At 69.7% G+C, this 25,082-nt stretch carries 23 protein-coding genes; all 23 read left to right on the top strand.

The window, feature by feature from the left end:
• Positions 1-168 precede the first annotated feature (168 nt).
• Positions 169-942, top strand: a complete 774-nt coding sequence (locus ABZ215_RS15080; RefSeq protein ID WP_354949959.1) for an IclR family transcriptional regulator — start codon at positions 169-171, stop codon at positions 940-942.
• Positions 935-1,783, top strand: coding sequence for an isocitrate lyase/PEP mutase family protein (locus ABZ215_RS15075; RefSeq protein ID WP_354949958.1), 849 nt, complete (start codon positions 935-937; stop codon positions 1,781-1,783). The genes ABZ215_RS15080 and ABZ215_RS15075 overlap by 8 nt, the downstream gene beginning before the upstream one ends.
• A complete protein-coding gene (locus ABZ215_RS15070) occupies positions 1,776-3,038 on the top strand; it encodes an aconitase/3-isopropylmalate dehydratase large subunit family protein (protein ID WP_354949957.1) in 1,263 nt (420 codons plus the stop codon). Before ABZ215_RS15075 ends, ABZ215_RS15070 begins: the two co-directional genes overlap by 8 nt.
• Entirely contained in the window at positions 3,035-3,568 is a 534-nt protein-coding gene (locus ABZ215_RS15065) for a 3-isopropylmalate dehydratase (protein ID WP_354949956.1), read from the top strand. The genes ABZ215_RS15070 and ABZ215_RS15065 overlap by 4 nt, the downstream gene beginning before the upstream one ends.
• On the top strand, positions 3,565-4,566 hold the full coding sequence (locus ABZ215_RS15060; RefSeq protein ID WP_354949955.1) for an ABC transporter substrate-binding protein: 1,002 nt from the start codon (positions 3,565-3,567) through the stop codon (positions 4,564-4,566). Before ABZ215_RS15065 ends, ABZ215_RS15060 begins: the two co-directional genes overlap by 4 nt.
• Positions 4,563-5,381, top strand: coding sequence for an ABC transporter ATP-binding protein (locus tag ABZ215_RS15055; protein WP_354949954.1), 819 nt, complete (start codon positions 4,563-4,565; stop codon positions 5,379-5,381). Before ABZ215_RS15060 ends, ABZ215_RS15055 begins: the two co-directional genes overlap by 4 nt.
• The gene (locus tag ABZ215_RS15050; protein ID WP_354949953.1) at positions 5,378-6,187 is read left to right on the top strand and encodes an ABC transporter permease subunit; all 810 of its coding nucleotides are present in this window, start codon (positions 5,378-5,380) and stop codon (positions 6,185-6,187) included. Before ABZ215_RS15055 ends, ABZ215_RS15050 begins: the two co-directional genes overlap by 4 nt.
• Complete coding sequence (locus ABZ215_RS15045) at positions 6,184-6,945, top strand: ABC transporter permease subunit (protein ID WP_354949952.1); 762 nt, start codon at positions 6,184-6,186, stop codon at positions 6,943-6,945. The genes ABZ215_RS15050 and ABZ215_RS15045 overlap by 4 nt, the downstream gene beginning before the upstream one ends.
• Complete coding sequence (locus ABZ215_RS15040; RefSeq protein WP_354949951.1) at positions 6,942-8,357, top strand: MmgE/PrpD family protein; 1,416 nt, start codon at positions 6,942-6,944, stop codon at positions 8,355-8,357. Before ABZ215_RS15045 ends, ABZ215_RS15040 begins: the two co-directional genes overlap by 4 nt.
• Before the next feature lie 11 nt (positions 8,358-8,368).
• Complete coding sequence (locus ABZ215_RS15035; protein ID WP_354949950.1) at positions 8,369-9,868, top strand: long-chain fatty acid--CoA ligase; 1,500 nt, start codon at positions 8,369-8,371, stop codon at positions 9,866-9,868.
• 830 nt (positions 9,869-10,698) lie between these two features.
• Positions 10,699-11,562 carry a branched-chain amino acid ABC transporter permease gene (locus ABZ215_RS15030; protein ID WP_354949949.1) on the top strand — a complete coding sequence of 288 codons (864 nt, stop codon included), beginning with the start codon at positions 10,699-10,701 and terminating at the stop codon, positions 11,560-11,562.
• A gap of 1 nt (position 11,563) precedes the next feature.
• Entirely contained in the window at positions 11,564-13,387 is a 1,824-nt protein-coding gene (locus tag ABZ215_RS15025; RefSeq protein WP_354949948.1) for an ATP-binding cassette domain-containing protein, read from the top strand.
• Positions 13,380-14,132, top strand: a complete 753-nt coding sequence (locus ABZ215_RS15020; RefSeq protein ID WP_354949947.1) for an ABC transporter ATP-binding protein — start codon at positions 13,380-13,382, stop codon at positions 14,130-14,132. The genes ABZ215_RS15025 and ABZ215_RS15020 overlap by 8 nt, the downstream gene beginning before the upstream one ends.
• 44 nt (positions 14,133-14,176) lie before the next feature.
• Positions 14,177-15,376, top strand: coding sequence for an ABC transporter substrate-binding protein (locus ABZ215_RS15015; RefSeq protein WP_354949946.1), 1,200 nt, complete (start codon positions 14,177-14,179; stop codon positions 15,374-15,376).
• Positions 15,377-15,412: 36 nt separating this feature from the next.
• Positions 15,413-16,213 carry a hypothetical protein gene (locus ABZ215_RS15010; protein WP_354949945.1) on the top strand — a complete coding sequence of 267 codons (801 nt, stop codon included), beginning with the start codon at positions 15,413-15,415 and terminating at the stop codon, positions 16,211-16,213.
• Positions 16,210-16,584: an OB-fold domain-containing protein gene (locus ABZ215_RS15005; protein ID WP_354949944.1), complete on the top strand. Its 375-nt coding sequence runs from the start codon at positions 16,210-16,212 to the stop codon at positions 16,582-16,584. Before ABZ215_RS15010 ends, ABZ215_RS15005 begins: the two co-directional genes overlap by 4 nt.
• Entirely contained in the window at positions 16,581-17,750 is a 1,170-nt protein-coding gene (locus tag ABZ215_RS15000; protein ID WP_354949943.1) for an acetyl-CoA acetyltransferase, read from the top strand. The genes ABZ215_RS15005 and ABZ215_RS15000 overlap by 4 nt, the downstream gene beginning before the upstream one ends.
• A gap of 35 nt (positions 17,751-17,785) precedes the next feature.
• Positions 17,786-18,544, top strand: a complete 759-nt coding sequence (locus tag ABZ215_RS14995; RefSeq protein ID WP_354949942.1) for an SDR family NAD(P)-dependent oxidoreductase — start codon at positions 17,786-17,788, stop codon at positions 18,542-18,544.
• A 104-nt stretch (positions 18,545-18,648) separates the two neighbouring features.
• Entirely contained in the window at positions 18,649-21,063 is a 2,415-nt protein-coding gene (locus tag ABZ215_RS14990) for a xanthine dehydrogenase family protein molybdopterin-binding subunit (protein WP_354949941.1), read from the top strand.
• Positions 21,063-21,959, top strand: coding sequence for an SDR family NAD(P)-dependent oxidoreductase (locus ABZ215_RS14985; RefSeq protein ID WP_354949985.1), 897 nt, complete (start codon positions 21,063-21,065; stop codon positions 21,957-21,959). Before ABZ215_RS14990 ends, ABZ215_RS14985 begins: the two co-directional genes overlap by 1 nt.
• A 74-nt stretch (positions 21,960-22,033) precedes the next feature.
• Positions 22,034-22,732, top strand: a complete 699-nt coding sequence (locus ABZ215_RS14980) for an SDR family NAD(P)-dependent oxidoreductase (RefSeq protein ID WP_354949940.1) — start codon at positions 22,034-22,036, stop codon at positions 22,730-22,732.
• Positions 22,729-24,291: an AMP-binding protein gene (locus tag ABZ215_RS14975; protein ID WP_354949939.1), complete on the top strand. Its 1,563-nt coding sequence runs from the start codon at positions 22,729-22,731 to the stop codon at positions 24,289-24,291. The genes ABZ215_RS14980 and ABZ215_RS14975 overlap by 4 nt, the downstream gene beginning before the upstream one ends.
• The gene (locus ABZ215_RS14970) at positions 24,284-25,069 is read left to right on the top strand and encodes an enoyl-CoA hydratase-related protein (protein WP_354949938.1); all 786 of its coding nucleotides are present in this window, start codon (positions 24,284-24,286) and stop codon (positions 25,067-25,069) included. Before ABZ215_RS14975 ends, ABZ215_RS14970 begins: the two co-directional genes overlap by 8 nt.
• Positions 25,070-25,082 lie beyond the last annotated feature (13 nt).

The raw sequence follows: 25,082 nt of genomic DNA, 5'->3' as shown, positions 1-25,082 counted from the left end.
CCCCGACCCTGTCGCAGCACCGGCGAACCCGCTGGTCAGCACCTCCCCAGTTGTCGCAAGTCCCGCCTGCGCACGTCCGCGGAGCTTGACGTGACCGAGCTCACCCCTCTACCGTCCAAAACCGCTATACGGTTTTCGAAACCGCAGAACGGTGTGCTTGGAGGATGGATGGCTGAGCCGGGGGTGCGCGTGCTCGGGCGCGCGTGCGACGTACTGGATTGCTTCACCGAGGCCGAGCCTCGGCTCGGGGTGGCGGACATCCGCGCCCGCACCGGGCTGCCCGCGACGACCGTCGCGCGGATCGTGTCCACCCTGCTGCAGGAGGGGCTCCTCGTGCGGGAGGGCGACACCTACCGCGTCGGCCTGCGGGTGCTCGTCTGGAGCGCCCCGGCGCGCTCGGGGTCGAGCCTGCTCGGCGTCGCCCGGCCGTTCGTCGAGCAGCTGCGCGACGTGACGGGGGAGAGCGCCGGCCTGTACGTGCGCCAGGGCGCCACCCGCGTGCTGGTGGAGACCGCGTCGTCCCACCACTCCGTCATCTACCGCGGCTACGTCGGCCAGGTGCTCCCGCTGCACGCCGGCGCAGCGGGCAAGTGCTTCATGGCCTTCGACGAGGCCGCGCTCGGGGCCGCGGTCGACGCCGGTCTGGAGCGCTACACCGACTCGACCGTCGTCACGCGCGCGGAGCTGGACCGCCAGCTGGCCCAGGTGCGCGACCGCGGCTGGGCCTTCACCGAGAGCGAGCGCGAGGTGGGCCTGAACTCCGTCGCCGCCCCGGTGATGGGGTTCGGCGGACGGCCGGAGGCGGCCCTGGCGATCGGCGGCCCCTCGATCCGCCTCGACCGCGAGGAGGCCGAGCGCGTCGGCCCGATCGTCGCCGCCACCGCGCGGGCCATCTCCGCGCGCATGGGGCACGTCCCGGCCGAGGAGCACGCCGATGCCTGACGCCACCGTGCTCGCCGGACTCCTGCGCCGCGAACGGCTGCTCGTCGCACCCGGCGTCTACGACGGACTCTCCGCCGCGGTCGTCGCGCGCGCCGGCGCCGAGGCGGCCTACGTCTCCGGCGCGGCCGTCTCCGCCGCCGAAGGCCTGCCCGACATCGGGCTCACCACCGTCACCGAGATGGCCCGCGCGATCGCCGTGGTCCGGCGGCACCTCGACGTCCCGGTCATCGCCGACGCCGACACCGGCTTCGGCGACGAGACCAACACCTTCCGCACCGTGCGCACCTACGAAGACGCCGGCGCGGCGGCCGTCCAGCTCGAAGACCAGGTGTTCCCCAAGCGGTGCGGCCACCTCGACGACAAGTCGCTCATCGCCGCCGACGAGTTCGCCCTCAAGATCGAGGCGGCGGTCGCGGCCCGCCGACGGGGAACCCTGATCGTGGCCCGCACCGACGCGATCGCCGTCGAGGGTTTCGACGCCGCGACCAACCGGGCGAAGACCTACGTCGCGGCCGGCGCCGACGTGATCTTCGTCGAGGCGCCGCAGACCCTCGACCAGGTCGCCGCGATCCCGTCGGCGGTCGGCGTCCCCGTCATCTTCAACGTCGTCCCCGGCGGCAAGTCGCCGGAGGTGTCGCGGGAACAGCTGGAGCAGTTCGGCTACGCCGGCGCGATCCTGCCCGCCGCCACCGTCGGCGCCGCCTTCACCGCCATGACCCAAGCCATGTCCGACATCGCCGCCGGCAGCCTCGTCTCCGGCCCCGTCACCGGACCGCGCGCCCTGTTCGAAGCCGTCGGCCTCGACGAGTGGACCGCCCGGAAAGAGGCAGCCCGTGCCTGACACCATCATCGAGCGGATCCTCGCCCGCGCCGCCGGACTCGACACCGTCCAACCAGGACAGATCGTCACCTGCGACGTCGACATGACCGTGGTGATCGACGTCCAGTTCGCCCACGACCGCCTCGCCGACGTCCGCGCGGTCCACGACCCGGACAAGGTCGCCGTCGTCCTCGACCACGCCGTCCCGGCGCCCACCCCGCGCGACGCCGGCCACGGCGCCAAGGCCCGCGCGTTCGTCGCCAAGCACGGCATCGACCGGTTCTACGACGTGGGCCGGCACGGCATCGTCCACCAGGTCATCGCCGAGCAGGGCCTGGTGCTGCCCGGCACCGTCGTGTGCTGCACCGACTCCCACACCTGCGCCGGCGGGGCGCTGAACTCCGCCGCGCGAGGGCTGGGGCCGCTGGAGATCCTTCAGATGCTGTGCACCGGCCGGACCTGGTACCGCGTGCCGCCGACGATCCGCTACGAGCTCACCGGCACGAAACCGGCCCACGTCAACGGCAAGGACATCTTCCTGACGATCTCCGGCCGCTACGGCGACGCCACCGACCACGCGCTCGAGTTCGGCGGCCCCGGCCTGGCGTCGGTGCCGATGTCCGACCGGCGGACCATCGCCACACAGGGCGCCGAGATCGGTGCCGACTTCACGCTGTTCCCGTGCGACGCGCTCACCGAGGAGTTCCTGGCCGAGGTAACTCCGGGCACGGACTACACCCGCAGCGACCCCGACCCGGACGCCGTCTATGCCGACGTGCGGACGCTCGATCTTAGTGCCGTCGAGCCGATGGTCGCCCTGCCGGGCACCGTCATCAACAATGCCGTGCCGCTGTCCGGCCTCGACCGCACACGCATCGACCAGGCGTTCATCGGATCCTGCGCCAACGGGCAGCTCGCCGACCTGGAGGTCGCCGCCCGCGTCGTCGAGGGCCGCAAGGTCGCGCCGGGCGTGCGGCTCATCGTCACCCCGGCCTCCCAGCAGGTCTACCTGGAGGCGGTCCGGCGCGGCTACGTCAGCACCCTCGTCGAGGCCGGCGCCGTGGTCACCAACTCCACGTGCGGCGCGTGCTTCGGCTACCACATGGGCGTGCTCGCCCCGGGCGAAGTGTGCGTCACCTCCAGCACCCGCAACTTCCGCGGCCGCATGGGCAGCACCGAGGCGCAGGTCTACATGGCCTCGCCCGCCACCGTCGCGGCGTCCGCGCTCACCGGCTACATCGCCGGACCCGACCAGGTCGCGGAGGTGGCGGCATGACCTCACCCCTGCGCGCCCGGGGACGGGCCTGGGTGTTCGGCGACGAGATCAACACCGACGACATGTACCCCGGGTTCGCGATGAAGCTGCCCGTCGAAGAAGCGGCGCAGCACATGTTCGACGCCACCCGGCCCGGCTGGCCCAAGCTCGTCGAGGCGGGTGACATCGTGGTCGCGGGGCGCAACTTCGGCCTCGGCTCCAGCCGCGCGTGCGCCGAACTGTTCGTCCACTTGCGAATCTCGTGCCTGGTCGCCGAACAGTACAACTCGCTGTTCCACCGCAACGCCCTCAACTACGGCCTCCCGGCGCTCACCGTGCCGGACGCGCGCACGTTGATCGACGAGGGTGACGTCCTCGACATCGACGCGGCCGCGGGCCTGCTGCGCAACGAAACCCGGGGGACCGAGCACCACATCGAGCCCCTGCCCGCGTTCGTCGTCGAGCTCATCGCCGGCGGCGGGCTGATCAACCGCCTGGAAGCCGCCGGCTTCCTGGATCGCAACGACGCGACCACAGGAGGAAACACATGAAGCGCGCGACAGCTCTGATCGCCGGCGCGGCCGCCGCCGCACTGGTGCTCAGCGGATGCGGAGGAAGCGCGGACACGGCCGGGGTGACCTCGTTCGACATCGCGGTCAGCAACGCCTCCGAGCCCTACTCGATCCCCTGGCTGGTCGGCAAGGACCAGGGCTTCTTCGCCAAGCGCGGCGTGACCATCGGCGAGATCGTGCCGGGCAAGGGCGGCGGCACCACCGTGCGCAACATGCTCAGCGGCGACCTGCCGATGGCCGACGTCGGCTTCACCTCAGTGCTGGAGTCCACCGAAGCGGGCACCCCGCTGACCGTCGTGGCCGGCGCGACGCAGAGCGTCTACGGCCTCGACTTCTACACACTCGACACCAACACCCGCGTGCAGACCATCACCGACGTCCGGAAGTGGGCCTACACCAACCCGCAGTCGGTCACCCAGTCCCTGACCTACATCCTGCCCAAGGTCGCGGGCGCGACCCAGGACATCGAGCGGGTCTCTTCCGGCGGTGTCGGCGAGGGAGTGGCTCTGCTGGAGGCCGGGTCCGTCGACGTCGCCGTCGTCCCGCCGTCGGTGGCGGCGAAGACCGGAAAGTTCCGGGTGGTCGTCTCCAGCGCCGACTACCTGAAAAAGTTCCAGCAGAGCGTGATCACCACGACCCCGGAGTTCGCCGAGCGCAACCCCGACACCGTCAAGGCCGTGGTCGCCGGCTACGCCGAGGCCGTCGACTTCATCCGCGCCAACCCCGCCAAGGCCGCCCAGCTCTACGCCGACTACATCGACATCGACGTCGCCGCGGCGACCACGATCGTCGAGAAGGCCATCAGCTACGACAACTGGGGCGCCGGCTTCGACGCCGAAGCGATCCAGCAGGCCGTCGAGGCCCAGCGCCTCGCCATGAACCGCACCGACCTGAAGTTCTGCGACCTGTTCCAGAAGACCTACCTGCCCGCGAACGTGCCCGCCACGCTCCCGGCCGAATGCGAGGGCACCCGGTGAACACGCAGACGCAGGCGCAGCGCGGCACCGCGTCCACCACGACCACGCCGATCGTGCGCGTCGAAGGCGTGGAACAGCACTTCGGCCCCGTCCACGCGCTCGGACCCGTCGACCTCACCATCGGACGCGGCGAATTCGTGTCCATCGTCGGGCCCAGCGGGTGCGGCAAATCGACCCTGCTGGAGATCATCGGCGCCCTCCAGGACCCGGCGCGCGGCCGCGTCGAAGTGGACGGCGCACCGCTCACCGGTCCCCGCCAGCGCACCGCGATCGTCTTCCAGGAGTCGGCGACCCTGCCGTGGCGCACCGTCGTCGACAACGTCGCCTTCGCGCTGGAGGTGCGCGGCGTCGGCCGCAAGGAACGGCGGGAACGGGCCAGGGAACTCGTCGAGGTCGTCGGGCTGGGCGGTTTCGAGAACCACTACCCGGCGCAGCTGTCCGGCGGCATGCGGCAACGCGTCGCCATGGCCCGTGCGATGTCCATGGACCCGGACCTCATCCTCGCCGACGAGCCGTTCGGCGCGCTCGACGAGCAGACCCGCATGCTGATGGCCGAGGAACTCCTCCGCGTCGTCGAGACCATCGGGTGCGGCGTCCTGTTCATCACCCACAGCATCCAGGAGGCGGTGCTGCTGTCGGACCGCGTGCTGGTGATGGGCCGCCGCCCCGGCACGTTCATCGACGAAGTCCCCGTCGGCCTGCCCCGGCCGCGCGCGCACGCCGCACTGGCCGAACCGGCGGCGACGGCGGCCCAGGAGCGGATCTGGGCGCAGATCCGCACCGAGGCCGAGGTCGCGATGAGGAGCGAGCGATGAAGACCCGGTCCTCCGTCGTCCCGTCCTACGTGCGGCCGACTCCGCGCCGGGTCGCCGGGCTGCCGTCCCCGGCGTGGACGCTCGTCCTCGTCATCGGGGCCATCGCCGCCATCGAGCTGTACGCGCGGTCCGGCGCCGTGTCCCGGCTCGACCTGATCCCGGTCAGCGAGATGGTCGCCCGCGCGATCGAGCTGCTCGGCGACCGCGAGTTCGTCGTCGGCGCGCTGCTGCGCAGCGTCCTGCTCATCTGCGTCAGCTTCGCCGCCTCGGCGGTCGCCGGGGTCGCCGTCGCCTACGCCATGGCCCGCTCCCGGTGGGTGCACCGGGCCGTCAAGCCCTACGTCAACGTCTTCTACGCGCTGCCGGTCTTCGCGCTCTACCCGGTGATGGTGGTGATGTTCGGGACCGGCGTGCTGCCCATCGTCCTGCTGGCCACGTTGTTCAGCGTCGTCATCGTCATCGCGAACGCCCTGGTCGGATTCGAGTCGGCGCCACCGATCGTCACCAAACTCGCCCGGTCCCTGGAGATGACCCGGGCGCAGCAGCTGCGCAAGATCCTGCTGCCCTCGGCGCTGCCGGACATCCTCGCCGGGCTGAAACTCGGCCTGGCGTATGCGATCATCGCCGTGCTGGCCACGGAGTTCATCCTCGCCACCACCGGGCTCGGGCAGGTGGTCAACCGGGCCTACAACAACTTCGACACCCTCGACATGTACGCGGGCATCGTGTTCGTCAGCGTCTTCGCGCTGCTCGCCAACCTCGCGCTCGGGGCGGCGCTGAGCGCGTTCGACTGGCGGCGGCGATGAGCGCCCGCCGGAGCCCCGGATGGGTGCCGCCGCTGGTCCTCGCCGTCGCCCTCGTGGCGGTGTGGACGGTGACGGCCGCCCTGGCCGACAGCGCCGTCTACCCCGGACCCGGCGAGGCCCTGCAAAGCCTGCGGTCGGACATCACCGACAGCCGGTTCCTCGGCAGCGTCGGCGACACCGCCCGCGTGCTGCTGCTGTCCTACGCCGCGGCCATCGCCGCCGGAGCGGTCACCGGCATGCTCCTCGGCTTGAGCGCGTTCTGGTCGCGGGCCACCCTGCCCGTGGTGTACGCGCTCAACAGCGTCCCCAAGATCGTGCTGTACCCGATCTTCCTGCTGTTCCTCGGCATCGGCGACCTCAGCAGGGGTTCCTTCGCCTTCGTGTCCGGGGTGCTGCCGATGTTCCTGATCATGGTGGAGGCCACCGCCGGGGTGCGCCGGCTGCACCTGAAGCTGTCGGCGAGCCTGGGCATGTCCCGGTGGTCCCTGCTGCGACGGATCGTGGTGCCCAGCGTGCTGCCCTCGCTCGCCTCGGGCATGCGCCTGTGCTTCGGCCTCACGCTGATCGGCCTGCTGCTGGCCGAGATGTTCTCCGGCTCCTCCGGCCTGGGCTACGAGTTGCTGCGCAACCTGTCGCTGGCGCGGGTGGAGAACATCATCGGCCAGGTCCTCCTGATCGGGGTCCTCGCGCTCGTGCCGACGCTCGCGCTGCAGCAGCTGGAAACCCGCATCCGCAACCGTTACGAGGTGAGCGTGTGAACCCGACCGACCCCGACGGCGTGACCGGGCGGCTGGCGACCTGGATCGCCGGCCTGCGGCACGATGACATCCCGGACGCGGTGCGCGAGCGGGCTCGGCACCTCCTGCTCGACGGGCTGGTGTGCGCGCTGGTCGGAGCCCGGCTGCCGTGGTCCGAGCGGGCCGTGGACGCCGTGCTCGCCCTCGAGGGCAAGGGCGACGTGCCGTTGCTGGGCTGGGACCGCACCACCTCCGCCCCGGCGGCGTGCCTGCTCAACGGCACCTTCATCCAGGGGTTCGAACTGGACGACTACCACGTGCGGGCGCCGCTGCACAGCAACTCGCTCGTCGTCCCGAGCGCGGTCAGCACCATCGCGGCCCTCGACCGCACGGTGTCCGGGCGGGACCTGCTCACGGCGCTGATCGCCGGGTACGAGGTCGGTCCCCGGGTGGGGCTGGCGCTGCACGGCGCCGAAATGCTGTCCCGCGGCTGGCACTCCGGCGCGGTGTTCGGCACCCACGCCAGCGCCGCGACGTCGGCGTGGTTGCGGCGCTTGGACGCCGCGCGCGTCGAGGACGCCCTCGGCCTGGCCGCGACCCAGTCGGCGGGGTTGATGGCCGCCCAGTACGAGGCCATGTCCAAGCGGATGCACCACGGTTTCGCCGCCCGCAACGGCCTCTACGCCGCGGCGCTCGCCGAAGCCGGCTACACCGGGATCAAGCGGGTCTACGAGCGCGAGTACGGCGGGTTCCTCGCCACCTTCGGCGAGGGACACGACCCACGCGCGGACCTGATCACCGCCGGGCTGGGGGAGGAGTGGGTGCTCACCGACACCGGGGTGAAGGCCTACGCGGCCATGGCCGCCACCCACGCGCCCATCGACTGCGCGCTGGAAGCCCGGTCGCGCGGCATCACGGCCGACGACATCGCGGCCATCACCGTGGAGGTGTCGCACGCCGCCTACCACCACGGCTGGTGGCGGCCGGAGCGTCCACTGGAGACGATCGGCGCGCAGATGAACATCGGCTACGCCGTGTCGGTCGCCCTGCTGGACGGCCAGGTCCTCGCCGGGCAGTTCACCCGTGACCGGATCGCCGCCGACGATGTGTGGTCGGTGCTGGATCGTGTCGACGTCCGCCACTGCCCGGACTTCGACACGCCCCAGGACCGGTTCCGCACCCGCATGCGGCTCGCGCTGCGCGACGGCGGCACGGAAGAGATCGAGGTGGACGGCCCGCTCGGCGGCCCGACGCGGCCCCTGCCGAACCCGGCCGTCGTGGACAAGGCACGCCGCCTCGCCGAGTCGATCGGCATCACCGGCCGGTGGGCTCGCATCGAGCGGATGGTGCTGGACCTCGACTCCCTGCCCGACGCGTCGGTCCTGGTCGGCGAACTCGCGGCCGCCGTGCCCGCGCTGCCCGTGACGCTCTGAGAGGACTTCGAATGACGAACCTGGCCACCCTGCTCACCGGCACCGCCGCCGAGCACCCCGACCGCGCCGCGATCGTGTTCGGCGACCGCCGGATCGGCTACGCCCAGCTCGACGGCGCCGCCAATCAGGTCGCGAACCTCCTGGCGCGCCACGGCGTGCGCCCGGGGGACAAGGTCGCGTTGTCCTGCCCCAACCTGCCGCACTTCACGATCGTCTACTTCGGAATCCTCAAGGCCGGCGCGGCCGTGGTGCCGCTGAACGTGCTGCTCAAACCCCGTGAAATCGCCTACCACCTCGGCGATTCCGGCGCGGTCGCCTACTTCGCCTTCGAGGGCACCGCGGACCTGCCGATCGGCGAGTGGGCAGCGGAGGCTGTGTCGGAGGCCTGCTCGCTGTTCGTCCTGCCCGCCGCGGCGCCCCCACCCTGGGCGGACGAGGCCACCGAGTTCGACACCCTCGACGTTGACGACGACGACACCGCGGTCATCCTCTACACCTCGGGCACCACCGGCCGGCCCAAGGGCGCGGAACTGCGGCACCGCAACATGCGCGACAACGCGCTGGCCGGCCGGGACCTGTTCGCCGCCGACCCGGCGAACCCGGACACCTATCTGTGCGTGCTGCCGCTGTTCCACTCGTTCGGGCAGACGGTCGTGCAGAACGGCGCCGTCGCCTTCGGCGGCACCATCGTCATGCTGCCGCGGTTCGAGCCGAGGGCCGCGCTCGGGTTGATGCTCCGGGAGACCGTGACGTTCTTCGCCGGCGTGCCGACCATGTACTGGGGGCTGCTGGGCGCGCTGGACGAGAGCGTGGACGTGTCCGCGCTGGCGGCTCGCCTGCGCGTGGCGGTGTCCGGCGGCTCGGCGCTGCCGGGGGAGGTGCACCGGGACTTCCGGGACCGGTTCGGCGTCACGATCCTCGAAGGCTACGGCCTGTCGGAAACCTCGCCGGTGGCGTCGTTCTCCGTCTACGGTGAGGAACCCCGCGTCGGATCGATCGGCGTGCCCATCCCGGGCGTCGAGATGAAACTGATCGACGACGACTGGTCCGAGGTGACCGGCGGGGTCGGCGAGATCGCGATCAAGGGCCACAACGTGATGAAGGGCTACCTCGGCCGCCCCGAGGCGACCGCCGAGGTGCTCCGGGACGGCTGGTTCCGCACCGGCGACCTGGCCCGCAAGGACGCCGACGGCTTCTACTACATCGTCGACCGCGCCAAGGACCTCATCATCCGGGGCGGCTTCAACGTGTACCCGCGCGAGATCGAGGAGCTGCTGATGACCCACCCGGCGGTCTCGCTGGCCGCCGTCGTCGGCGTCCCCGACGCGTCCCACGGAGAGGAAATCAAGGCGGTGATCGTCCGGGCCAAGGACTCCGACGACGTCACCGAGGCCGACATCGTGGCCTGGTGCAAGGACCGGCTGGCCGCCTACAAGTACCCACGGGTCGTCGAGTTCCGCGACACGTTGCCGATGACCGCGACGGGCAAGATCCTCAAGCGGGAGATCTGAGACCGCGTTTCGCTGCCGCCACCGCCGAAGCCGAACGGCTCGACGACGCGGTTCGGGAGATCCGGGGCAAGGCGGCGGTGCGCATCGGCCTGTGCGCGAACGGACGAGCGCCGACGCCGGATCCCCTCTTCCGCGAGAGCTCGATCACCGGTGACACGGGCGGGCGCCGCTGCTGATCTCGCACCGGCATGACCGCCGAAGCTTCCCGCTTGCGACCGGGGAGTGGGCGCTGGACTCCGGTGCGTACCCATCAGCGGCGCACCGTGCGCAACTACCTGCACCTGCGGGAAGCCGGTGCCTGGACCTGTCGATCACCCCCACCCTCCAGGGCGACGCCATGGCCGGCTACCCCTGGTGCGCCGATGCCTACTAACGTCACGGGATTCGCGTCGGCGACGCTGCCGCTGGTCGGGATCAGCAGCGTCGTTCAACTGCCTGCGCTACGCCCTGCGCGGGCACCGCCAACTACGCCGATGCCTGTCCGCGCCGAAGCGCCCGGCCCGCCGTCGCGGCCGATCTGAGGTGCGTGACGCGGAGCCTCGACCTGGCGTCGGCCGCCAAGGTGTGGGGGTCAGTTCGTTGCTCTGATCATGGTCTCGTCGAGAGCCGGTGCCCGGTGCCGCGCCGTCGCTGGCCTCGTCCGATCGCGAAGCAATCGTATTCAATATTGACTGACGTCATCATATACGTCATTGTATGCACATGTCTTCCAATGGTGGTGACGTCGGCGCGATGCCGGAACTGGCGGGCTGCGGGGGAAGGCCGCCAATGGGTCCGCCCCCTGAGCTCGGCCAGGTAGCGCTCGCAACGCGGCGAGGGGGTGGGGCTCGGTGATCGCCACCTTGTTGAGCGGGCTGGCGTTGGGTGCCGTTTACACCCTGGTCGGAATCGGATTCAACCTTGCCTGGCTGACTACCCGCGCGATCAACTTCGCGCAGGGCGGATTCGTGATGGCCGGTGCCTTCCTGACGGTTTTCCTGCACTCACAGGGACTTCCGGCCGTAGTGATCTTCGTGCTGCTGCTGGCGATCGGCGCGCTCGTGTCAGCGGTCGAGTACAGCCTGGCGATCCGTCCGGTGCAAACGCGTGGTGAGCACGCCGAGCTGGTGACCACGGTCGGGTTCATCACCGTGATCCAAGGCGTCATCCTGTTCTTCGTCTCCGACGACGCGCTGCGCGTCCCGTCGCTGGTGCCGTCCGGGCTTATCCCGGTGCCCGGCGGTTTCGTGAGCCCGGCCGAGCTCCTGTTGGTCGTGGTCGCGGTGGTCGTGGGTGTGGCCGCGCACCTGTGGGCGTGGCACACCCGATTCGGCCTCGCCGCGATGGGTGTGTCCGAAGACCGCGAGGCGGCGATGATCCTCGGCGTCGACACCACCCGCTTCTCCTACCTCACCTTCATGGCCTCGGGTGCCCTCGGATTCGGCGTCGCGCAGGTGGTGGGACCGGAGACGTTCGCGGTCGTGTCCCTCGCGACTCTGATCTCCATCAAGGGGTTCGTGGCGCTGGCGATCGGTGGATTCGGCAGCAACCTGGGGGCGCTCATCGGCGGGCTCGTGGTCGGGTCGGCGGAGACGCTCGTGGCCAGGGCGTTCGGCGCCTCCTGGCAGAACACGGCCGTCTTCGTCATCTTCGTCGTCCTGATGCTCCTGCGTCCGCGAGGCCTGTTCGGTGAGGCGAAGGAGAGGGTGGTCTGAAATGGTTGCCACAGCGGTGAACGCGCGCGTCAAGGGCTGGGGCCGGATCGCGGCCTGGGTCGTGGTCACAGCAGCTCTCGCCTTCTCTCCGGCGCTCGGCCTCGGTGCGTCCGAAGTGCGCCAGCTGATCCTCATCCTGATGCTCGCGATGATCGTGAGCGGCGTGAACCTGAGCTTCGGCTATGCCGGGGAACTCTCCTTCGCCCAGGCTGCGATGTACGCGACCGGCGCTTACCTGACCGCCACCTTGTCGGTTCACTGGGTGAACGATCTGCTCCTGACGCTGGTCATTTCGGCGTGCGGCGGCATGGTGCTCGGTCTCATCGCCGGAATTCCCAGCATGCGTCTCGGCGGGTGGATGCTGGCGATCACGTCGCTCTACGTTGTCCTCATCGTCCCGGACGTGGTCACGATCTTCCGCACATGGACCGGCGGCCACTCCGGGCTGACCGGGATCCCCATCGCCCAGCTCTTCGGACACGAACTGTCCGACGACGAGTACCTCGTTGCCATCGTCGTCGTCGCGTCGGCGTGGTTCGCGGTCTTCCGCAACCTGATCGCGTCCCGGGCGGGCACTACGTTCGCGGTTCTGCGCCAGAGCCCGATCCTGGCCTCCTCACTCGGCATCTCGGTACCTGCGACCAAGTTCAAGACGTATGCCCTCAGCGGGCTGCCCGCGGCAATGGCCGGAACCTTTTTCGCCTACCTCGACGGATTCGTGACCCCGGCGAGCTTCGGGGTCGGGTACGCGATCGTTCTCCTGGCCGCATCGATTCTCGGTGGCTCCCGCAGCGTCTACGGCGCTCTCGTCGGCGCGGCCATCATGCAGCTCGGTCCGCTGCAGAGCAGCACCTTCGGCGAGTACGCGTTCGTGGCGTACGGGATCTTCCTCATCGTCGCCGGAGTCCTTTTCCAGCGTGGCATAACCGGTCTCGTGCGCCGCGGTGCGGAACGGATCCGTGCCCGCAGGCGAACCGGTCGCGACGAGGAAGCACACGCACCGGGGGAGGTCGTCCTGCCACCGATGCGGGGTCGGGCACTGGTGGTCGACGGCGTCGACAAGCGCTTCGGGGGCAACCAGGTCCTGCAGGACGTCTCGCTGACTGTGCCACCGGGTGAGGTCGTGGCTCTGATCGGCCCCAACGGATCCGGGAAGACCACCTTGCTCAACCTCATTTCCGGCTACTACCGGGCCGACAACGGCGCGATCCGGCTCGGCGAGCAGGAGATCACCTCGATGCCCCCGCACGTGGTGGCCCGCGCAGGGGTGAGCCGTACGTTCCAGACGCCGCTGATCCCGTCGATGACTGTCCGGCAGGTCGTCGAATCGGCTCGCACGAACGTCACCCCGGTGTCGGTTGTCGAGACGATGCTCCGTCTGCCGCGGTACCGGCAGGCGGTCCGCCGCGACCGCGAGGCCGTGGACGGCCTGCTCGCTGCGGTCGGCCTAGCCCACCTGGCCGATGAAGACGCCGGATCGCTCCCACTGGGAACCCGCCGCCTCCTCGAACTCGCGAGGGCACTGGCCGCCGACCCGTCCATCGTCCTGCTGGACGAGGTGGCATCGGGACTCGACGACGACGAGATCATCGGGCTCAGCCGGGTTGTCGACGCCGCCCGCCGGTCCGGTGCATCGGTGCTGCTCGTCGAGCACAACTTCGCTCTCGTCCGGTCTCTGGCCGATCAGGTGGTCGTGCTGTCCCGGGGCTCGGTCGTGGTCCAGGCGGCCCCGGACGTCGTCGCCACCCACCCCGAGGTCCTCGAGCACTACCTGGGCGGCCCGGTTGGGGCGGCCACGACGAAGGCGGTGGCAAGCGATGGCTGATCTCCTCGAACTCCAGTCGGTCAGCTCCGGCTACGGCGATCTGACGATTGTCCGGGACGTGTCCTTTTCGGTTGCGGAGTCCTCCGTCACCGTGCTGCTGGGACCGAACGGGGCGGGCAAGACGACCCTCCTGCGGACCATCGCGGGCCTGAACCCATTGCGCCACGGCTCGATCGCGTTCGCCGGGCGTGACCTGGGCGGACTGCGTCCGCACCGCCGTCAGGCGCTGGGCCTCGGGTTCACGCAGGAGAACAAGCGGATCTTCAAGAAGCTGACCGTGGAGCAGAACCTCCTGTTCGGCGCCGTGCGGCTGTCCTCACGCAAACGCGAGCGGCAGGAACTGCTGGCGGAGGCCTACGCCCGATTCCCCATCCTGGGGGACAAGAGGAAACAGACGGCGGGGTATCTGAGCGGCGGTCAGCAGCAGATGCTCGCCATCTCCATGGCTCTTGTCGCACAGCCGTCCCTGGTCATGCTCGACGAGCCGTTCTCCGGCCTGGCCCCGTCGATCGTCAACGACGTGATGGAGACCGTGCGCCGGCTGCGCAGCGAGGAGGGCCGCACCTTGCTGATCGTGGAACAAGCCGTGGACCTCGCCCTCGCCCTCGCCGACTCGGTACTGCTCCTCGACGTCGGCCGGCTCGTCCACCAGGGACCGGCGGACGAACCGGGAATACGTTCGATCGTCGAGTCGACGTACTTCGGAGCGCACGCGGCGAACGCTCGGCGTTCCACCGCTTCCTAGCCCAGCCCTTCACCCCTCACTGCAGAGAAAAATCGGAGGTCCACATGCGATCTGCACGCTCTTGGCGACGAAGCCTGGCGGCCGCCGCGACCACCGTCGCGTTGCTTGCGGCCACGGCCTGCGGGTCGCAGTCAGCCGGCCGCGGCGGGGACGCCCCGCTGCGCATCCTTTACGTCAGTGGCATCACCGGCCTGCTCGCACCGGCGAGCAAGGCGGTGCAGCGCGGGATGACGGCGGCCATCGAGAGCGTCAACGCGTCCGGGGGTGTGCGTGGCCGCAAGCTGGAGCTCACCATCGAAGACAACCAGAGCGACGCAACCCGGGGCTTGACCCTGATCCAGCAAGCACTCACCGGCGACCAGCCGCCGGACCTCATCGTCCCGGGTGTGTCCTCCAGCGAATGCCTCGCGGTGGCGCCGTTGCTGACCCGGCAGAAGCAGGTGGGTATTGGGGTCTCGTCGACCTCGGAACTGAACGACCCCCAGCGGTTCCCGTACTACTTCTCCCAGGCCGCGAGCCAGAAGGCGCCATTGGAGGCCGTGGCCGCTCACGTCAAGGACGCGGGCGGGCGGACACTCGCGCTGGTCGTGCCGAACGACGGACTCGGCGAGTCGATCAGCGACAACCTGGACGCCACACTGGGGCAGGCGGGCATCACCTACTCGGTCGAGCGTTTCGCCGCCGACGGCGTGGACTACAGTGCGGCGTTCGCCGCGGCGGTCTCGAAGAACCCCGACTTCATCTTCGCGGACGCGAGCGCTGCGCAGGTGCCCTACCTCCTGGAGAGCCGCATCAAGGCCGGGGCCGGTCGCATCCCCCTGATCGGCGGGACGTCCATCGCCGTGCAGCCTGTCCTGGACTTGGCCAAAGGCACCGACCAGCTGCAGAACTTCCAGCTCGTGCTCGGCCCGGGCTCCGTCCACAAGCCCCCAGCCGAGGCATCGGAGGCGTTCAAGGAGTTCTACGACAAGGTCAGTGCCCAGGGTGGGCTCGAGGTGCCGCTCAACACCTATGGCTACGGGTGGGACGTGATCCAGACCTTCGCGGCGGCCGCACGCGCGACCGACGGCGAGCTGACGCAGGAGGCGCTGAAGGACGCCCTGGAGCACCTCGGCCAGGTGCCGCAGCTGGTCGGTTTCACCCGGCTCTACTCGACCACCACGCATCAAGTGAGCCCGGCCGCGGGTGACATCACCATCGCGACACCGGTCGAGAAGAACGGCGGCCAGTACGTGGTCAAGTGATCCGTTGTGGACGAGAGGGACGATGGAGGAGGCGTTGTGAACGAGGATGTCTACCGGGAACTGGCGCGCGAACAACCGGACGATGCGGTGCTGGGCGGCGCCCTCGTCACGCTCGTCGAACCGCTGCCCGGGTGCGCCCGGTCGTACAACCGCTGGTACGAGGACGACCACATCTACGCCGGCGCGATGATGAGTCCGTGGGTGTTCGCGGGGAAGCGGTTCATCGCGACCAGGGAGCAGTCGGCGAACTCGCTTCCGCCCGGGGCGGGCGGGCGCTTTCTGGCCTTGTACTGGTACACGGCCGGGCAGGCCCGGCCGGTCGAGGAGTGGGGCGTCACCCGGCTCGTCGACTCACTGGTGCCGCAGGGCCGGGGAAACACCGATCGCCGGCACCACTACTCGGCGTTCCACGACCACCAGTTCAGCCACGTCTTCGACCCGGATCCGATGCGTGACATCCACGCGCTCGACCATCCCTACGCGGGACTCGTCCTGGAACTGGTCGACCTGGCCGAGACCGGAACTCGCGCGGACTGTCTCGCGCGGTTGCGGGATGAGTTCGTCCCGGCGCACGCGCCGGCAGGGGCTGGGCAGTGTGTGGCCCTGACTCCCCGCGTCGTCGACGGCTGGTCTGCCGACGTGGGCCTGCTAGGCCCGGATGACCTCAGGCGCCGTGTTTGCCTGCTCTGGTTCCTCAGGCGCCCCCTCGGTGATCCCACCCAGCCCTTCCACGACCATGCGGCGACGCTGAGCGCCGGTGGGTACGCCCGGTTGACGTTCGCGCTGCCGATGGTGCCAGCCGTTCCCGGCACGGACACCTACATGGACCAGATGTGAACCCCGAAGCGGTCCGCCCCAGTGCCGCGTACCAGGAATTTCTCGATCGCGGGGTGTTCGCCCTGCCCACCTGCGGGCGGTGTGGCGAGAGCCACTTCTCACCGCGGATCCTCTGCCCGCATTGCGGCTCGACCGAGCTGACGTGGCGCGAGTCGACGGGGGAGGGAACCGTCTACTCCACGTCGACCGTGTTCCGGCGCGACCGGGAGCCGTGCGCGGTGGTCCTGGTGGACCTGGACGCCGGTCCCAGGCTCATGAGCAACGTCATCGGCACACCGGCGGAGGAGGTCAGGATCGGCATGCGGGTGAGAGCGGAGATCGGGCTGCGGGAAGGCCAGGCAGTGCCGCTGTTCCGGGCGGTCCCGCGGTGACGGGTGGGGAGGCTTGGCTGCGGGGAAGCACGGCTGTGGTCGGCGTGGCCGAGTCGGACCTCGGCCGCGTCGGCCCAGGCCTGACCGCACTCGACCTGATAGCCCAGGCGACGGCCGGCGCGCTCGACGACGCCGGCCTCGAGAAGGCCGACATCGACGGCTTGTTCTGCCACTCCGCGTTCTTCCAGAACCCGCCACTCGCGGTTGCGCAGTACCTCGGGATCCGGCCTCGTTACTCCGATTCCAGCGCCCTGGGCGGCAGTTCCTTCGTGGCCTACCTGCGTCATGCGACAGCAGCGATCAACGCGGGTATGTGCGAGGTCGCGCTGATCGCCTACGGCAGCACGCAGCTGTCGTCCTCCGGTGGCCTCGTCCGCTCGGGTGCGGCAATGCTCAAGTCCTACGAGCTGCCCTTCGGGCCGAGGCTGCCGGTGACGGCGTACGCGTTGGCGGCGGCCCGGCACATGCACCAGTTCGGGACGACCCGCGAGCAGCTCGCAGAGATCGCTGTCGCGGCGCGGAAGTGGGCTCAGCTGAACCCCCGGGCATATGAGCGGCAGGACCTGACGGTGGCGGACGTCCTGGCATCCCGGATGGTGTCGACTCCGCTGACGATCCGCGACTGCTGCCTGGTCACCGACGGCGGCGGTGCGGTGATAGTGACCTCGGCCGAACGTGCCAGGTCGTTGCGCAAGGCGCCCGTCTTCATCCTGGGCGCGGCGGAGGCCCAGTGGCACAACGACATCTTCCAGATGCCGGAACTCACGACCACGGCCGCCGTCGAGAGCGGTGCCCGGGCGTTCGAGATCGCCGGTCTCAGGCCCGCCGATGTCGACGTGGCTCAGCTGTACGACGCCTTCACGGTGAACACCCTGCTGTTCCTCGAAGACCTCGGCTTCTGCGGCAAGGGAGAGGGCGGGTCGTTCGTGGAACGGGGCGCACTGGCTCCCGGCGGGCGTCTCGCGGTCAACACCAGTGGCGGCGGGCTTTCCTACTGCCACCCCGGCATGTTCGGGGTCTTCCTGATCATCGAGGCCGTGCGCCAACTGCGCGGCGAATGTGGCGACCGCCAGGTCGGCGACTGTCACGTAGGGCTCGTGCACGGCAGTGGGGGCATGCTCTCGTCCCAGGTAACGGCCGTGCTGGGCGATGGATCGACGCTGTGAAACGACGAGCGGGCACATTGCGGAAGGACGACGCGATGACGGATGGGAAGCTGAAGGGCCGGACCGCGGTGGTCACAGGCGCGGGCCAGGGGATCGGGCGGGCGATCGCCGAGCGCTACGCCACCGAGGGGGCGGAGGTGGCTGTCGTGGACTTGAACGAAGACAAGGTGAACGAGGTGGCCGCCGCGATCGCCGCTCGTGGCGGGGCGGCGCTCCCCGTGGTCTGCGACGTGGCCGACCGGGCGCAGGTGGTGGACGCCGCACAGGTCATCGCGGAACTGTGTGGCCCCGTCAACGTACTCGTCAGCAACGCTGGAATCACCCGGCCCGCGATGGCCTGGAACATGACCGTCGACGAGTTCGACGCGGTCATCGACGTGCACGTCAAGGGAAGTTTCTACTGGCTGCAGGAGGTTCTCGGGCCGATGCGGGAGGCCAGGTCCGGCAGCGTCATCCTCACCTCGTCGGGCGCCGGGCTCATCGGATCGGTCGGGCAGCTCAACTACGCCACCGCCAAGGCAGCCCTGCTGGGCATGACCAGGGCCGCGGCGCTCGAGCTCGCGGATTCGAACATCACGGTCAACGCCGTCGCGCCGGCGGCGGCGACACCGATGACGGAGAAGATCCGCACCGACGATCGGTTCAAGGACCGCATGCTCGCCAGCATCCCGCTGGGCCGCTGGGCGGAGGCCGAGGAGATCGCGGGCGCCTACGTCTTCCTCGCGTCCGACGACGCCCGCTACATCACGGGGCAGGTTCTGTCCGTCGACGGCGGGCGCGTGATGGTGCGGTGAAGGCTGTATACACATTTGACTTCTAAAGTGCATTCGATGCACACTCAGACTGGTCCGCAACTGTTTCCCGACCACGAAGGCTCAGAGAAGCGCTGGAGTGATGGATGACTGGTACGACGGAAGCGCGGTCCATGGCGGAAGGCCACGGGCAGCTCCGGCTCCTTTCCGACCCGAACACCTCGCGGCCACGGCGCCAGGACGGCGAGCGCATTCTCACCGGGCGGGCTGTCTACCTCGACGACGTGGTGCTCCCGGGGATGTTGCACGCGGCGGTGCTCCGGAGCCCGCACCCGCACGCGCGGATCCGCAGTATCAACACCTCGGACGCCGAGGCGATGCCCGGCGTTCGCGCCGTGATCACCGGACAGCGTGCGGCCGAGCTGGCCAAGCCGGTGCCGCATTTCATGGACCCGGGGGTGTTCGGCCTCAATACGGCCGAGTTCCCGGTACTGCCCACGGACAAGGTCAGGTGGGTCGGTGAGCCCGTGGCGGCCATCGCCGCGGAGACACAGGCAGCGGCCGAGGCCGCCTGCGACGCCATCGAGGTCGAGTACGAGTCGTTGCCCGCGGTGCTGGATGCCGAGGATGCGCTGCAACCCGGTGCGCCCCGCCTGTTCGAGCACTGGACCGAGAACGTGATCGGACGGTTCCCCAACGGGCAGGGTGACGCGGCGAGGCGGATCGGCGAGGCGGCGCACAAGCTTTCGTTCCGGCTGCGGGTGGGGCGACACCAGTCGGCTCCGATGGAGACCCGAGGTTACATCGGATCCTGGGTCTCGCCGGACCGGATCGAGTGGTGGGGTTCGACGCAAAATCCGCACGTCCTGCGAACCAGGATCGCCGACACGCTGGGCCTGCGTGAGGAGCGGGTGCGGATCGTCGCGACCCGGCTGGGCGGGGCCTTCGGGCACAAGTTCGCCGGATTCGCCGAGGAACTGATCGTCTGCGTCCTCAGCAGGCTCGCCGGGGCGCCGGTGAAGTGGATCGAGACGCGAGCCGACGCGTTGCTCGTCGGGGCTCGGGAGTTCAGGCACGAGATCGAAGTCGGGTTCTCCGACGACGGTGTTCTGACCGGGCTCTCCGACCGCATGGTCGCCAACGTCGGCTCCCTCGCTTCATGGGGCGGCTGGGGCATGTGCGCCATGAGCTCGTTCACCTTTCCCGGCCCCTACCGTTGCGACGGCTACGCGGTCGAAACGATTCCCGCCGTGACCAACAAGGCTCCCTGGAGCGGTTACCGCGGCTACGGCAAGGAACAGGCTGCCGTCGTCATGGAGCGGGTGATGGACTTGATCGCCGCAGAGCTCGACCTTGACCCGGCGGAGGTCCGGTCACGGAACTTCTGGCCCACCGACACCTTCCCGGGGTGGGCGCAGAACAAGCACATCGACTCCGCCGACTATCCGTCCCTGTTGCGGAACGTGCTTGAGCTGGCCGGCTATCCGGAGTTGCGGGAGCGCCGCCGTGTGGCGCAAGAAGAAGGACGGCTGTTCGGCATCGGCATCGGCGTCGAACTCGTACCCGAGGGAGGGGAGCTTCTGGACACACTGGTCCGCGGGCACGACAGTGCCACCGTTCGGGTGCATCCCAGTGGTGCCGTCACCGTGCTGACCGGTGTCACGAGCCCCGGCACGGGCAACGAGACCACCATCGCCCACCTGGTCGCCCGCGAGTTGGGCATCGACCACAAGCGCGTGGACGTCGTGCAAGGCGACACCGATCGGTGCCCCTACGGGTACGGCAACTTCAGCAGCCGGTCGATCACCACCGGCGGCGCGGCGGCGGTGCTTGCCGCCCGGGAAATCCGCGGGCAGATGGCGGCCTTCGCCGGCGCCGGCTGGGGCTGCGACCCCGCGGAGATCACGTTCGCCGGCGACCTGGTGCGCCGGGCGGCGACCGGTGAGACGGTCGGGTTTGCCGAACTCGCCGGCCGCATCTTCGTGCGCGGCTCGAGCGACCCGGGCGCGACGAACGCGCTGCTGGAAGCCACCCGCCTGGACGGCCCGCACAACTTCCACCACGAGCCCGACGACAACGGCATGACGAACGCCTACCCGTCGTATTCGTCGTCAGCGGTGGTCGCCGTGGTCGAAGTGGACCGTGCCACGGGGGTGGTCGAGGTTTTGAACTGTTGCGCGGTGGGGGACTGCGGAACGATCATCAACCGCAACTTCGTCGACGGCCAGCTGCACGGTGCCCTCGCCCAGGGGATCGGCGGCGTGTTGTGGGAGGACCTGCCCTACCACGCCGACGGTACTCCAGCCGCCACGACGCTCAAGGAGTACCTCGTGCCGCGGGCCTCCGACCTCCCGGATTTCCCGGTTGGGCACCAGCAGACGCCGTCGCCGTTCACCGTCTTCGGAGCCAAGGGCGCAGGCGAGTCCGGGGTCGGCGCGAGCATGGCGGCGGTGACGAACGCGGTGAACGACGCCCTCGCGCCGCTCCGGGTGCGCGTCCACGACCTGCCGCTCACGCCGCCCACCGTGCTGGCGGCGATCGAGCGGAGCGCGAGCACGTGATGGCCACAGCCGGGCCCGCCCGACGAGTTCCGTGGTCGGCGCAACGTGACACCGGTGCCCGGTCCACACAGGAAGGCGAGTTCATGAATCAGACGACCTCGACACCAGTCGTACCCATCCGCTTCGACGACAAGGTCGTCGTCATCTCAGGGGCGTCCCGGGGCATCGGTCGGGTGCTCGCCCGTGGTTTTGCGGCCGCCGGCGCCGACACCCTCTTCGTCGCCCGGCGGGAGGACGAGCTGCGGCGCCTCGAAAAGGAGCTGCTGGACGCCGGTCACTCCGGGTTCGCCCACGTCGCGGATCTGTCCGAGCCCGAAGGGGTCGAGTCGATGATCGACGCTGCGCTGTCGCGCTTCGGGGGAATCGACGTCCTGGTCAACAACCTCGGCGTGGCCGGGCCGACCGCCCGCATCGAGGACACCGACCTGTCTGACTGGGAGTCGACCATCGCCGTCAACCTGACCAGTGCGTTCCTCGCCATCCGCGGCGCCGTTCCGTCGATGAAGGCGCGCGGCGGCGGAGCGATCGTGAACATCGGATCGATTCTCGGCAAGACACCATACCGCTACCGCTCGAGTTACGCCGCCACCAAGATGGGCTTGATCGGCGTGACTCGGGTGCTCGCTCAGGAACTGGGACCCGACCGGATCCGCGTCAACGCCATCCTTCCCGGATCGGTTTCCGGCGAGCGTGGTGAGGAGATCTTCGCTGCGCAGGCCAAGGCGCGCGGGATCACGGTGCAGGAGGCGAGGCAGCAGCTGCTGGACATGTCGCCCCTGGGAACTCAGGTGTCGCCGGAGAGCATCCTCAACATGGCACTGTTCCTGGCGTCGGAGCACGCCGAGCACATGACCGGGCAGGACATCAACGTGACCGCCGGCGTCGTCATGTACTGAGGCACCAAGGACTCCGTTCATTTGATGGGGGCGGACTCCGCTTTGCAAAGTATACATTTTAGCATTCAGAATGGATGTTGCTCATGTCTCGTCACGCACTGATCGTCGGCGCAGGGCCAGGCCTCGCGCTCGAGAACGCTCGCCGTCTGGGGGCGGCCGGTCACGAGCTGCACCTCGTCGCGCGCTCCGCCCAGCGCCTGGCCGGGATGGCCGACACCCTGGCAGACGAGGGGATCACCGCTACCGCCCATGTCGGAGATGTCGCGCGGCACGCCGAGCTGACCCGGCTGGTGCGGCTGATCGACGATCAGGCGCCACTGGACGTCTGCGTGTTCCAGCCAGGTGTGCGGGAGGATCACCTCGTCGACGTGCTGGAGCTGACACCGCGGTCGTTCCGCCCGGACCTGGAGATGTTGCCGCTGGGCGCCGCCGCGGTCGGTGAGGCGCTGATCCCTGCCATGCGTGAGCGCGGTCGCGGCACCTTCGTCTGCGTCGGCGGCGCATCGGCGAGGCTCAGCCTGCGGGACTTCGGCAACCACGGCCCGGCCGGGGCCGCATTGCGGTCGTACGCCTTGACATTGGCGAGTGCCCTGGCAGGGTCCGGCGTGCACGTGTCGTTCCTGGCGATCGGCGGCATGATCGGAACCGACGGCCCGCAGGCCATCCCCGCCGGACGCATCGCCGAGCGCCTGGTCAAGCTCATCCACGACAACGATGTGCGTGAGCTGATCCTGACGCCCGAGGGCGAGATCGTCCCGAGGGGGGCGAAATGACGGACTCCGGCCTCGACGGCCCGCCGATGTTGCACCGGTACCTGAGGACGGCCTCGGACGAGAGCGGCGACCAGGTCGCACTGACCTTCCAGGGGCGGGATTTCACCTACCGTGAGATCGAGGACCGGGCCAACGCGGTGGCACACCGGCTCGTGGCGGCCGGGCTTGGGCCTCACCGGCGGGGCATGGTGGTGGTCAGCAACCGTCCGGAGTGGATGATCTGCACCCAGGCGGTGCTCAAGACCGGCGCCGCGGTGGTGACTCCGCTTGCCACGTGGACGGCCTACGAACTGGGTCACGCGTTGGAGGTCTCCCGGCCGGACGTCATCGTGGCGGAGGCCTCGAGCGCCCGGACGCTCGGCGCTCGCCCACCGGGTTCAGGGACGCTCCTCTGTGTCGACGAGCCCTCGCCGGCGGGGTGGACCTCGATCCGCGACGTCGTCGACCAGCGCCTCGACGACGCGATGGGAGTGGTCGTGAATCCCGATGACGATGCGTTCCTCTTCTTCAGCTCCGGAACCACGGGCCTGCCGAAAGCCGTGCGGCACTCGCATTCGTCGATGTCGGCAGTCGTCGCACAGTGGACCCGGCAGGCGGGGCTGACCGCGGCCGATCGCGTGCAGTTCTTCATGCCGGCACCGACGATCTTCGGCATGGCTACGACGCTGGCCTGCTTCGCCGCCCGTGCGAGGATGTCCTTCTTCCAGCGCTTCCACCTCGACACGATGCTCCGGGACATCCAGGCCAACGAGATCACCATCGGCATGGCCGCCGCGCCGGTCGCGGTCGCGATGGCCGCCCACCCGGAGCTGGAGCGGTTCGACCTCTCGTCGTTGCGTTACCTCATCTGGGGCGCGACGCCGATCATCACGGACGTCGCGGAAACCGTGACCCGGCGCAGCGGGGTCCGGTGGCTGCACGTCTACGGAACCAGTGAGCACGGTCAGCTGGCCAGCAACCCGGTGCACGAACCGCATCGTTGGCGGCTGGACTCGCCGGGAACCATGAGCCCGGACGGGGAGTACCGGTTTCTGGACGAGACGGGCGCCGAGGTGCCACCGCACACGCCAGGAGAACTGTGGGTCAAATCGCCGCAGACGATGACCGGGTATCTCCCCGAATCGGCCGACGCCGACGTCTTCGACGGCGCCTGGGTGCGCACCGGCGACATCGCCTACCTCGACCGAGACGGGTTCCTCCACATCGTCGACCGCGCCAAGGAAATGATCAAGGTCGCCGGATTCGCGGTATCCCCGGTGGAGGTCGAGCGGACCCTGTTCGCGCACCCGGACGTGGACGACTGCGCGGTGTTCGCGGTGGCGGACGGGCGCAACGGGCAGCGCCCCGCCGCAGCCGTGGTTCCGCGCGCCGGATCCGTCGTGACCCCGCAGGAGCTCATCGAGTGGGCGGCCGAACGGGTCTCGTCGTACAAGCGGCTGGCCGATGTCGTCTTCGTGGCCGCGATTCCCCGCAGCGCGGCCGGAAAAGTGCTGCGCAAGCATTTGCCGGAAGTCGTGAGCACGGCCCTGGCCGCAACTTCGGGGCGGACTGATGCGTAGCGCTTCCGCCCTGCTCGTCGAACGGCACGGCGGCGACGTACTCGAAGCGACGCTCGCCCGGCCGGACTCATACAACGCGATCAACGCCGAGTTGCGCGACCGGTTGATCGAGCTCTTCACTTCGGCGGAACGGCACGGAGCCAGAGCCATACTGCTGACCGGGCAGGGCAACGGCTTCTGCGCCGGCGTGGATCTCAAGTCCGTCGGATCCGCCGGCGGGTTCGCCACGACTCGCACCATGCGTGAATCGACCCAGCGTCTCGTGACGGCCTTCCTCGAGTGCCCGGTGCCGGTCGTCGCCGCGGTCCACGGTGCGACGGCCGGGATCGGGCTCACCTTGGCTCTGGGCGCCGACGTGTGCGTCGCGGCCGATGACGCGCGGCTCGTCCCGGCGTTCCTGCAGCGCGGGATCGTGCCGGACGGCGCGCTGGCTCACATTCTGCCCCGGTTGATGGGAATGGCCCGCGCGAAGTCGTTCCTGCTCCGAGGCGCCGAGATGTCGGCGAAGCAGGCCGTGGCCGCCGGGGCGATCGCCGAGTGCGTCCCCCTGGCGGACCTGCGCGACCACGCCCGGAACCTCGCGCGTGAGCTGGCAGAGCTGCCCACCGTGCAAGCGTCGCTGCTCAAGGAGATGCTCAGCCGTTCGTTCTCCGATGACGTGGCCGCCACCCTGTCCTCGGAACGGATCGCACAGGGACTGGCGTCCACAACGGAGGACGCGGCGGAAGGGCGCCGCGCGTTCGTGGAGCGCCGGACGCCTGTTTTCCGTGGTTTCTGATCCCCGTTGTCCA

This window comes from Amycolatopsis sp. NPDC006131, from assembly GCF_040614175.1.
Taxonomy (GTDB): Bacteria; Actinomycetota; Actinomycetes; order Mycobacteriales; family Pseudonocardiaceae; genus Amycolatopsis_E; species Amycolatopsis_E tucumanensis.
The sequence above is the reverse complement of the archived record's forward strand: the minus strand, read 5'-3'. Positions and strand labels throughout refer to the sequence as shown.